The sequence below is a fragment of the Dolichospermum sp. FACHB-1091 genome (assembly GCF_014697585.1).
GTDB lineage: Bacteria > Cyanobacteriota > Cyanobacteriia > Cyanobacteriales > Nostocaceae > Dolichospermum.
Window position 1 is genome coordinate 240,806 of sequence record NZ_JACJSB010000001.1, and the last position, 11,905, is coordinate 252,710.

9 protein-coding genes and 1 tRNA gene are annotated in these 11,905 nt (G+C 35.5%); 2 read left to right on the top strand and 8 right to left on the bottom strand.

Annotated elements, in window-relative coordinates; all coding sequences use genetic code 11:
• Positions 1–30 precede the first annotated feature (30 nt).
• The 6 genes from H6G25_RS01070 to psbZ form a co-directional block, all read right to left on the bottom strand.
• Positions 31–2,010, bottom strand: a complete 1,980-nt coding sequence (locus H6G25_RS01070) for a bifunctional serine/threonine-protein kinase/formylglycine-generating enzyme family protein (RefSeq protein ID WP_190390897.1) — start codon at positions 2,008–2,010, stop codon at positions 31–33.
• Between the two features lie 92 nt (positions 2,011–2,102).
• Positions 2,103–3,368 carry a glutamate-5-semialdehyde dehydrogenase gene (locus tag H6G25_RS01075; protein ID WP_190390898.1) on the bottom strand — a complete coding sequence of 422 codons (1,266 nt, stop codon included), beginning with the start codon at positions 3,366–3,368 and terminating at the stop codon, positions 2,103–2,105.
• A 4-nt stretch (positions 3,369–3,372) separates the two neighbouring features.
• On the bottom strand, positions 3,373–3,780 hold the full coding sequence (locus H6G25_RS01080; protein WP_190390899.1) for a hypothetical protein: 408 nt from the start codon (positions 3,778–3,780) through the stop codon (positions 3,373–3,375).
• A 205-nt stretch (positions 3,781–3,985) separates the two neighbouring features.
• Positions 3,986–4,057, bottom strand: a tRNA-Gly gene (locus tag H6G25_RS01085).
• A gap of 156 nt (positions 4,058–4,213) precedes the next feature.
• Positions 4,214–4,705: a 6,7-dimethyl-8-ribityllumazine synthase gene (gene ribH, locus H6G25_RS01090; RefSeq protein ID WP_028083222.1), complete on the bottom strand. Its 492-nt coding sequence runs from the start codon at positions 4,703–4,705 to the stop codon at positions 4,214–4,216.
• A 204-nt stretch (positions 4,706–4,909) separates the two neighbouring features.
• Positions 4,910–5,098: a photosystem II reaction center protein PsbZ gene (psbZ, locus tag H6G25_RS01095; RefSeq protein ID WP_028083223.1), complete on the bottom strand. Its 189-nt coding sequence runs from the start codon at positions 5,096–5,098 to the stop codon at positions 4,910–4,912.
• A gap of 257 nt (positions 5,099–5,355) precedes the next feature.
• On the opposite strand from psbZ, the gene H6G25_RS01100 reads away from it, so the two are divergent.
• Both H6G25_RS01100 and H6G25_RS01105 read left to right on the top strand, forming a co-directional pair.
• On the top strand, positions 5,356–8,055 hold the full coding sequence (locus tag H6G25_RS01100) for a CBS domain-containing protein (protein WP_190390900.1): 2,700 nt from the start codon (positions 5,356–5,358) through the stop codon (positions 8,053–8,055).
• 25 nt (positions 8,056–8,080) lie between these two features.
• Positions 8,081–8,656 (top strand): Uma2 family endonuclease, encoded by a 576-nt coding sequence (locus H6G25_RS01105; protein WP_190390901.1) that lies wholly within the window; start codon positions 8,081–8,083, stop codon positions 8,654–8,656.
• 332 nt (positions 8,657–8,988) lie between these two features.
• Here the strand turns inward: H6G25_RS01105 and H6G25_RS01110 are convergent, their stop codons facing one another.
• Together H6G25_RS01110 and H6G25_RS01115 are read right to left on the bottom strand one after the other, a co-directional pair.
• A complete protein-coding gene (locus H6G25_RS01110; RefSeq protein WP_190390902.1) occupies positions 8,989–9,648 on the bottom strand; it encodes a Uma2 family endonuclease in 660 nt (219 codons plus the stop codon).
• A gap of 398 nt (positions 9,649–10,046) precedes the next feature.
• The coding region (locus H6G25_RS01115) for a type ISP restriction/modification enzyme (protein WP_190390903.1) at positions 10,047–11,905 on the bottom strand (1,859 nt) is incomplete at its 5' end.

The following is an 11,905-nucleotide window of genomic DNA, read 5'->3' on the forward strand; positions in this document are numbered from 1 at the left end:
TTCGCTATAATATCTATGGAATGTAAAGGGCTACAAAGTCCTCGCCGCACCACTACACACAACTCGAAAACCGATAAGATAGAAGTTGTAGTCGAAGTAGTGGGTGTTGCGATAAGCAGAACGACAATTATCAGGATTATTACCCCACGACCCGCCACGTAGCACTTTAGCACTACCGCTTTGACTAGTCCAAGCAATACCAGATTGAGGCGCATTTATATAATTATCATGCCAATCGTCTTGACACCATTCCCAGACATTTCCGTGCATTTCGTACAAACCAAACCCGTTAGGGAGAAAAGTTCCTACATCTGTGGTTTGCTCTGTGGTTTGGTTTCGATATTGACCTTTTTGTATAGAATCGTAAGTATAATTACTATGATAGTTGACCAAATGAGGGGTAATACTTTCACCAAAATAAAATGGTGTGGTTGTTCCCGCACGACAAGCATACTCCCATTCGGCTTCGCTGGGTAATCTGTAGTTTTTTCCTGTTCTTTGGCTTAACTTTTGACAGAATGTAACTGCATCATTCCAACTGACTTGTTCAACTGGGCGGTTATCACCTTTGAAGTAAGCAGGGTTAGTCCCCATGATAGCTTGATATTGTGCCTGTGTCAATTCATATTTCCCTATCCAGAAACTGGGAACTCTAACTTGATGTTGGGGACTTTCATTTTCATTTCTTTTCGCTTCATTTTCCGGTGAACCCATCAAGAATTTTCCCCCTGGTATTTCTACCATTTCTAAGAAAACACCGTTTCCCAGGTCTTCTGTGAAGTATTTTGCTGTTGCGTTGCGTTGGTTGGTGATGTTTCCCTTTGCGTCTGTGGTCACAACTTCAAATTTAAAGATTTTCGGGTTGCTCACAGATGTGGTATTTTCTGGAGTTGGATTTGGAGATGTGGAAGTTGTAGTTTTTGGTGTTGTTGGTTTATGATCTTGATTGTTAAATAGATTCTTAAATATATTGTTTCCTCCTACTGCTATAGTAAATGTTCCCAATATTAAACTTGCAGATTTCAGAAAAATTCTCCGGGTAGATTTTGTTTTTGGTGGTTGTGAAGGTTTTACAATTGTTGGTGGTACAAAAGTTGTTGGTCTTGGTTGTAAAGATTGTTCTATTGTTGTTATTCTTTGCAAAATTTTATGGGTAGTTTGCGGACGATCTTTATATAAACGCTGCATCATATCATCTAATAAATCTGCTAACATAGGTGATATTTCCTCCGATGTATGAATACGCCAATTTAGTCTCTCATGATCCGAATCATATATTGCAGGATCAAGTGGTTTTTTACCTGTCAGCAAATAAACAAATGTCCGTCCTAAAGCAAAAAAATCAGATTGGGGTACAGCGTTATTATTAATTTGTTCTGGGGGTGTGTAACCGGCCGAAACTATTGCTGTAACTTGGCCGTCTTGATTAACTACTGTTTCCGTAACTTGTCTAACTGTGCCAAAATCAATCAATACTGGTTGAGCATTTTCAGCCCTCAGCATAATGTTAGATGGCTTGATGTCTCGATGAAAAAAGTTTTGATTATGGACTTGTTCTAAAATAGTAACTAAATCTTTCAGCCAGTATATTGCTAAGGTTTGACCAATGGGACGCTTACGGTTTTGCATATATTTTTCTAAGTCTATTCCCTCAATTTTTTCCATGACAAAACAATGAATTGGGTTTCTGCTTTCGTTGGGAAAATAGACAAAGTAAGCATCTGGTTCTACTTTGGGAATACCGGGATGATTTAGTTGACTTAAAACGGCGGCTTCTTGTTTAAATAATTCTATTGCTTTTGGTTGATTATTAATCAGGACTTTGAGAACTTTGGTTTGATTTTTACCGATTTCATTAATCTGGTAGGTAACACCAAAGCCACCACGTCCTAACTCGATTATAGCCTGATAACGTCCTTGGAGTATCAATTCTGAACCACAGGCTTGACAAAAAAAGATATTGTCTGAATTTTCGGGATTTAGGCAGTTAGAATTGATGCACAGGCTCATAATCTTGGTAGGTAGCATACTTGTACTTATATGATATCCTACCTTGATTTACGGAAAAATGGTTAAATATTAAATATTGTCAGATATTTTCCCTAAAACCGTCCATTCCCTTGAATAATATGCTTCACTGTTGTTAAAGTTTCTAAACTAATAAATCCCCTTCTATGTCCTTTTTGATTGGACATTCCTAAAAATACAGCTTCTCCTCGTGAGGAATGACGGGAAAAACGAGGGGAAGCATTAATATAGGTGGAAGCACTATTTACTCCTAATGCAAATTGGCGGCTTTCTTGATAGGATTCGGTGACAATACTATCAGCATGACTACTACTATATTGGTTAATCCAAGCGATCGCACTTTCTAAACTATCTACCAATTTAAAAGTCACTGTTTTTGTTAAATAAGGTGTCCCCCATTCTTCGTCTTTTACTAATTGTAACTGAGGAAAAGCTGCAACTAATTCTGCATCTCCTTTAAGTTCAAAACCTTTTTCTTTTAAGCTACTCCATAGCACTAATAAGGAAGATGGTAAAGCTTGACGGTGAATTAAGACTTTTTCAATGGCATTTACTGGATCTGGTTCGCTTTCATGGCTATCTATAATCATCCAACGTACCATTTCTAAGCTACTATTGACAGACCAATACAGGTAACAATTACCCATGGCTGACTTGAGAACTGGACAAGTTGCCTGTCTAACTACTTGTTGAATTAAACTAGTACGCCCATAAGGAATCACTAAACTTAAATACTGGTCTTGAGTAACTAAATCTCGCACAGATGCGCCATGTTCAGCAGTAATTAATTCTACACACCCCGCTGGTAAACCGACTTTGGTAATAGCTGTTTGTAGTGCATTAGCGATCGCTTTATTAGAATGACTAGCTTCTGTACTCCCTTTGAGAATAATACTATTACCAGTTTTCAGGCAAAAACCAGCCGCAATTGCCCCTAAATCTGGGAAAGCTTCATAAATAAAAGCAATCACCCCTAGAGGCATTAACTGGGTATAACTTTGGGAGTCTTCCTGCTGATAGTCAGCAGTTCGGACTCGTCGCAAAGGATCAGATAATTCCCCCAACCGTTGCAGAATCTTCACTGCATTCTCCAACCTGGAGGGGGTTAGTCTCAACCAGTCCAAAATTAATTCTGGAACTGCCATTTCTCGACTTGCTTCTAAATCCAAGGTATTAGCTTCCAGAATTTCATCAAAATCCCGTTCTATGGCTTGTGCCATTGCTAACACAGCCCGACTCCTATCCGTCCCCTTGGTAATTCCCAATTTCAGAGAAGCTTGAAAAGCGCGTTCAGCACTTTTCATGGGTTCGGGGTAATCATCAATCACTTCATCTGTCATGGGGTTAACGTCTGTAAGTAAGCCAGATCATTAGCGCTGGTAGAATTGCCAGTAACACTGCTACCATTGCCCAAGCGAGGAGGCTGGAACTATTAGCTAACCGCAGTGCTAATGGTAGCCATATAATGACTAACACAAAAATAATGCCTAGCGCTATTGGTAAATAGCTTCGTTTTAAGGGAGGTTGAACAACGTGCCAACTATTTCCTTTCCAGCGCCAAGCCCGCTTATAAGGATAAGTTGTAGTTAGTTGTTCTAATATATATCCATTTTCTTCTACAACAAAAATCTGCTGACAGCGATCGCATCCAAAAGCTTCTGTCAGCGTGATGGGAATTAACTGTCCCTTGCGACGACAAGGACAAGCGTATTCCGTGTTTAGGTCTATTTTATCTGGTTTTTGAGGTTGCACAAGCGAGGTAAATAACTTGAGCGGTTTTCTTACATTATTCCCCACTTTTTCCAAAAATCAGTATGGGGAAACCTAAAATTACTCCTAGCGAAGTATTCCGAAAAGCCTACTATTAAAGCTCTCAACCGAAAAATCCATCGCATACCAATTTGATAGAGATGGAAAATCAGTTAGTTTTATTTTAATATAAAAACCTAAACTAGAAAGCGGGTAACGCGATTCGAACGCGCGACATCAACCTTGGCAAGGTTGCGCTCTACCACTGAGCTATACCCGCAACTCATCAATAATCTTATTATTCCAGATTTATTCTTGTTTGTCAACCCCTAAATTAAAAATTTTTTTCCCCGGTGCCATTGGTCAGTGGTCATTAGTTTTTAGTGAAAAAAATTACTTATTACCCATTACCTATTACCCAATACCCATTACCTAACTAACTTGCTAAATTCGGGCGTAATTGACGCATGAGACTGGCCATTTCTATGGCATTCATAGCATATTCCCAACCATGATTACTTTTAATTCCCGCCCGTTCTAGAGCTTGCTGCATGGTATCCGTTGTCAAAATCCCAAAAATTACGGGTACTCCTGTTTGGAAACTAGCCGCAGCAATGCCTTTAGAAACTTCAGCAGATACATAATCAAAATGTGGCGTTTGTCCTTTGATGACTGCACCAAGACAAATTATGGCATCATAACGTCCAGACATTGCTAATTGACGGGCTACATTGGGAACTTCAAAACTACCGGGAACCCAAACATAGTCTACTTGCTCGCCTTCGGGGTCAGGATTGATACCGTGACGTTTTAAGCAGTCTTTACATCCTTCCACTAGTTTCAGGGTGACAAGATCATTAAAGCGGGCGATAATCAATGCAAAGCGCAAAGACTCGGTTTGCTGAAAATTTCCTTCAAAAACTGCCATAATGCCTCTGAATCAATATTACAATAGGTACTTAACCAATATACTTTTCGGCTTTCAAAATATAAGAGCAGGAAAGCACAATCAGGAAAAAGTCGGCTAGAAAAAGAACATTTAAGAGCATTTTTTCTATTTTTACCTTTTGTATTGGCTTTTCTGCTCCTCTGATTTGTATGGTATATGTTAGTGGATAGTTAAAGCAGTTAATTAAACTACAAAGAAGTTTAATATAGCAACTAACACAACTAAAGCCGCCCAAATTCCAGATCCAACCCAGAGCAGTTTTTTAGATTCTACCCAGTTTTGAGGAGTGGCGTAAACAACGGGTACACCAATCACAAGCACGAAAGAGAACAAGACTAGTGATATTAAAGCGATTTGAAATACTGTGGTCATTTTGTTTTTCCCAACATAACGAAATCTTAGTTTACTCCAGGTGTGCTGCTGTTTATAGTCTTAGTGGTTTTCAGCGAACCTTCTGAACTCACAAAGCATCACCTGATCAATTAATATTTTACGTCGGGTTTGTAACAGTTGCTCATGTCTAATTTTCCAATCTGCTGATTAGACATTGGGAAAATGATTAAGATGGAAATGATATTCCCTGTTTCCTGTTAAGAGTCCCCTGTCACTTTTAACTCACTTTTAAATATATGGATTTAATTCTTTGTCATACAACTGCTGACTTTGACGCTTTGGGGGCAGCGGTAGGGTTGACTTGTCTGCAACCGGGAAGTAAAATCGTCCTCACTGGGGGCGCTCATCCCCCTGTCAGGGATTTTTTGGCACTACACCGTGACGAGTATCCGTTAATTGAAAGACGTTCAGTAATTCCTGAGAAAATTCGTTCTTTAACGGTTGTAGATACTCAAAAGCGCGATCGCTTGGGTAAAGCAGCTATCTGGTTTGATTTAGCTAATGTGGAAAAGATCATCATTTATGATCATCATCTCGAACAGAAGAGAGATATTCCCTCTACTGAATCATACATTGAAGAAGTAGGGGCTACAACTACTTTAATGGTAGAAAGATTACAAAAAAGCAATATTTCTTTAAATTCCGCTCAAGCGACGGTAATGGCTTTGGGTATTCATGTAGATACAGGTTCATTAACTTATAAACAATCTACAGCCAGAGATGCTTTAGCATTAGGTTGGTTAATGCAGCAAGGAGCAAATTTATCAGTTATTTCTACCTATCGAGATCCTGGTTTATCACCACAATTACAACAGTTATTAAGTCAAGCTTTGGAAAACTTAGAATATCTTTGTTTGCGGGGATATACTATTGCTTGGGTGACAATAAAAACAGATAGTTTTGTACCGGGTTTATCGGGTTTAGCTTCAGAAATAATTGATTTAACAGAAACCGATGCCGTACTATTAGCAAATGAATATCCTTTAAGTGAAGAAGATTGGCGATTAACAGTAATTGGGAGAACACAAATTCCCCAAACAAACCTTAATCAATTATTTACATCTTATGGTGGCGGTGGACATTCCCAAGCAGCATCTTTAAACCTCCGCACTACAGATTCCCAAGCAATTTTACAACAATTATTAGATGGATTAAAAGGGCAAATTCCCCACCCTCCTATTGCTAGAGATCTAATGTCTTCTCCAGTGCGAACAATTCGCCCGGAGACTACTATAGCCGAAGCACAAAGGATTTTATTACGTTATGGACATTCAGGTTTATCTGTAGTTAATAACCAAGATTTATTAATTGGAATTATTTCCAGACGTGATTTAGATATTGCTTTACATCATGGATTTAGTCATGCACCAGTTAAAGGTTATATGACAAGTAATTTAAAAACAATTACCCCTGATACTTCCTTACCAGAAATTGAGTCTTTAATGGTAACTTATGATATTGGCAGATTACCAGTATTAGAGCAAGGGCAATTAGTTGGTATTGTCACTCGCACCGATGTTTTAAGAGAACTGCATCAATTAACAATTCAAAATCCCCAATCCCAAATCCAAAGCTATGATCAGAATTTGCGACTCAATTATGAATTAGAAAAACGTCTTACTCCTCAACTGTGGCAATTACTTAATATCGCTTCTCAAGAAGCAGAAAAACGAGGCTGGCATCTTTATTTAGTTGGTGGTGCAGTGCGAGATTTACTATTATCAGAAACAGAAAATCGCACTTTAATGATTAATGATATTGATTTAGTAGTTGATGGTTTTCATAAAACAGCAAATGTCGGTGCAGGGGTAGAACTAGCTAAAGCCTTACAGCACATTTATCAAAATGCCAGATTAGAAATTCATGGTGCTTTTCAAACTGCGGCTTTATTATGGCATAAAGATATATTATTAGATTCATTATGGGTAGATATTGCCACAGCCAGAACCGAGTTTTATCCTTATCCAGCAGCAAATCCAGAAGTTGAAGCTAGTTCCATTCGTCAAGATTTATATCGGCGAGATTTTACAATTAATGCTATGGCTTTGCGGTTAACTTCTCCTCGTGCTGGTGAATTATTAGATTTTTTTGGTGGTTTTATAGACTTAAAAAATCAGCAAATTAGAATCTTACACGCTAATAGTTTTATTGAAGATCCGACGCGGATTTATCGCGGGGTGCGGTTTGCGGTACGGTTTGGATTTTCCCTAGAAACCCAAACAGAAACCTATATTCGTTATGCTATAAATAGTGGAGTTTATAATCGTACTAGTCAAGAAAATAGTAAAACTCCGGCTTTGCAAACTCGACTAAAAACTGAATTAAAGTATATTTTGGCAGCACATTATTGGCAATCAGCTTTAGAATTACTTAATAATTTAGGGGCTTTACAATGTATTCATCCTACGCTAAAATTAGATAGAGAACTTAACCGACAATTAAATTTATTAAACCACTGTTTAAGGAAATTTGACAAAAAACAAACTTTAATAAATTGGCAAATGCGTCTGGAGGTATTAATAGCTTATTTAAAACCAGAATATCGGGAAAAAGTTGCTAAAAATCTCCAAGTAGCTGATGATAGTATTAGCAGATTAGAGAAATTATCTGAAATTCAATCTGAGGTAATGAGATTATTACCCACTTTTGAAAAACCCAGTCAAACTGTATATTTACTCAAAAAATATGATTTACAAACTTTGATTTTAATTGCTTTACAAAGTCCCCGGAAAATTAGAAGAAGAATTTGGCAATATTTAACAAATTGGGGAAATATTCAACCGCTGTTAAATGGGAATGATTTAAAACAATTAGGTTATAAACCTAGTCCCCAATATAAGCAAATGCTTGATGATTTATTAACTGCGACTGTAGATGGTATAATTAAGGATAAGGCTCAAGCACAGGAATTTTTAGCCCAGCATTATCCTGGGTAATTAAAATTGAAAATATGAGGTTAATATGCAAATCCAAACATCCAGCAAATATTACACTCCAGAAGAATATATAGAACTAGAGGAAAAATCAGAATTTAAAAATGAATATATACACGGGGAAATTATACCTATGACTGGTGGAACTACAAATCATAATGAAATTGCAGGTAATTTTTATCTACATTTTAAATTAAAAATGCGGAATCAAAATTACAAGATTTATATGGGTGATGTTAAATTATGGATAGAGCGTTATCAAATATATACTTATCCAGATATTATGGTAATTCAAGGAGAACCAACATATCAAGGAACTGGAACTACTCAAGTAACAAATCCTTTAATGATTGTAGAAGTGTTATCTAAATCAACTATAAATTATGATAAAACTGACAAATTTAGATTTTATCGTTCTCTTCCTGAATTGAAAGAATATATTATGATTAACCAATATGAATATTTTATTGAACAATTTGCTAAAAATGCAGAAGAACAATGGGTATTAACTGAATATGAATCAGTCAATGATATATTATCTTTAAAATCAATAGATTTTCAAATTCCTTTTAGCGATATTTATGAAGGTGTAAATTTCCAGTAGGTTGGGTTGAGGAACGAAACCCAACATTATTAAACCTGATTATTAAAACTTTTGTTGGGTTGCATAGATTTTCAAATTCCTTTTAGCGATATTTATGAAGGTGTAAATTTCCAGTAGGTTGGGTTGAGGAACGAAACCCAACATTATTAAACCTGATTATTAAAACTTTTGTTGGGTTGCATAGATTTTCAAATTCCTTTTAGCGATATTTATGAAGGTGTAAATTTCCAGTAGGTTGGGTTGAGGAACGAAACCCAACATTATTAAACCTGATTATTAAAACTTTTGTTGGGTTGCGCTGTCGCTTAACCCAACCTACATTTGATTGTACATTAAATTTCATCAGGATCTATATTTAATTCTCGCAATTTTGCTGCTAAACGTTCTGCGGTTTCTTCAGGGGTAAAAACTAGCTTTCCTTCTGGTGTGAAATACCGCAATAATCCCTCATGAATTCCCAAATATAAATTTAATTGTTCACTCCATAAATGTCCTTTTTCATTTGCTTCTAGAGGTTGATATTTTCCATCTAATAAATGAAAACCTGCAAATTCTAGTGTATAAGGATCAAACCAAAAATAATCTGGTGTGCGAAAAGTATTTTGATAAAGTTCTTTTTTATATTCCTTATCTGTATTTGCTGTAGTTGGAGACAGAATTTCTAAAATAAAATTAGGGTATTTACCGTCTTCATTCCAAACTACCCAACTTTTTCGAGTTTTGCGTTCTGTTCCTAGCACAACAAAGAAATCTGGACCTCGGAAATATTCTGATTTTTTCTGATTAGGACTATAGTAAATGGTGAGATTTCCCGCAGCATAGAAATCAGTTTTATCTTTCCACAACCATTTAAGACATTTAATTAAGAGCATAATTTGCTCTAGATGTAGTTCTGTTTCCACGGGTGGTTCATCACTATATAAATCACTGGGGGGGAAAATCACATCTTGAGAGATGTTTTCCTTACATTCTAATTTTTGAGTAACCATCATGATATGACACCAAGTAGTTATTTGTTGATTATAGCATTAATTGTCAGAATCAGGTTTTACAGGATTAAAAGATTAACAGGATTTGATATTCATTAATCCTGAAAATCCTCAAATCCTGGTTATCCTGATTCTGACAAATTCTTTTTTTATCGAACCACAGAGAACACAGAGAACAGGGAGAAAATGTCAAAATTATCTGCGTTTATCTGCGTTTAATTTTTGATATTTTATCCTGAAAATCCTCAAATCCTGGTTATCCTGATTCTGACAATTTCTTTTTTTTATCGAACCACAGAGAACACAGAGAAGACAGAGAAAATGTCAAAATTATCGGCGTTTATCGGCGTTTATCTGCGTTTAATTTTTGATATTTCATCCTGAAAATCCTTTAATCCTGGTTATCCTGATTCTGACATTTCTTTAATTATTTTCATTGTTTCTACACTCACGGTACAAACTCTCATTAATAAATCTATTACCTGTTCTTTATAATCTGCGAAACGATAGGTATTGAATTTTTCCGCAATGGTGGGATCTTTTGGTTTTTTCTCTTTATATTGATCTAATATCCATTCTAATGCACTACGATTACCTAACATATATTCCCACGCGATTTTAGGAATGTTTGATAATGTGGTGACATCATCTAAGATGATATTATCTTTGGTTTTGTCTGCTTTTAGTTTCGGTTTGGGTGTTTTTTGGTTGTCTTTTAAGGGAATATCAAGACGGGTTAGGTTATAAGGTGTAACTGTTTCATAGTTAATATGAATTTCCATGAGTTGTTTTCCCCAATTAACCCATTTTCGGAAGTTTTCATAATAGGGTAAGCGGGGAAAGTCGCGTTTTAGGTTGAGTTCGTATTTGGTGCGATAAGCTGGGTTATGTAGGACTGCGTAGGTATAATGAAAGATGTCTATTTTGGTAATTGTTTCATCTTGGTAATGGGTTTGAATTTGTTTTAGTCCCCAGTCGGTTATGTTATCAATGCGTTTTCCTTCTTGATTATAAGAGTATAAAGGTAAACATTGAGAATCACCTGTTAAATGACCATCTGCTAAACAATTAGAAACTAAAACATGGAATATTTTAGGTGAACCTATTGTATTAAAAACAATAGAATAATTTTCTTGATCAAGATTTTTTCCTAAAATCTCATAATGATTTTTTGTTAATCTGTGATTAAATATTTTTTCAGTGTAATGAAACTGTTTACAAAAAGGTCTATAAAGGGTCTTTCTAATTACTTTTGGATTATGTTCCACTTGGATTTTTGATTTCCAATACATTTCTAAAGAAGAACTCCATTTTATGGAATAATCAACTACATTATTTTGCACACTTTGGTTATAGATTTTATTAAAAAATAACATTTTTTCGACTAAATTTTGATTACTATAGTCATAAACCCATTCATCTCTATTTGTCAAAACGCCCAAAGAAGATAATAAAAATAAAGAATTATCAAGTGTTGGCTTTTTGGTAACTAAAGGTAAAAGAATTTCAAAATCATTATCAGATTGATTGATCCAATTATAGTTTTTATCTGGTTTAATATGATCAAAAGGAATTTGATTAAATTTAGTTTGAGATAAAAACTTTAACTTATCATTTGCTATATCAAATTCTGGACGACGAATATAAAATATTTGACAACTATTAAAATCACTATTCAGTTTTTTCACCAAAAACATAATAGCGACACCAGTTTGAATCCCAAAAACATTATGTGTAGTTCCTGAAAGTTTAGGATTCTTCCTCACATCACCATGTAAATCTATAATATAAATATAACTAAAATCATCAGTTACCGCTTTTCTAAAACCATCAAATGCTCTTGCGTCAATAAAAGATGAATTAGTAATAAACGCAATAATCCCATTTTTACCTAGTCTATCAGCAGCCCATCTAATAAATCTAGTGTACATATCATAAACAATATTAGTATTCTGCGCTTTACTATATTTAATATAAGATTCCTTAATTAACTTATCTATAGCAGTATAATAACGATTAGCATTATTATCATTAAAATTCTCCTGTTTTGCATTATAAGGAGGATTACCAATAATCACAGAAATAGTTCTATCATTCTGTCTTTTGATTCTCGCAGTATTCTCCACAGTCATAGCAAACAAATCCAATTGCTTACCCTCAAAAGAGGTATTATCCAAAGTATCCACAAAACAAATATTTTCAAACTCCTCATACACCCCCATTTTCTGCTTATAGGTAAATTCAATATTCAAATTCGCAA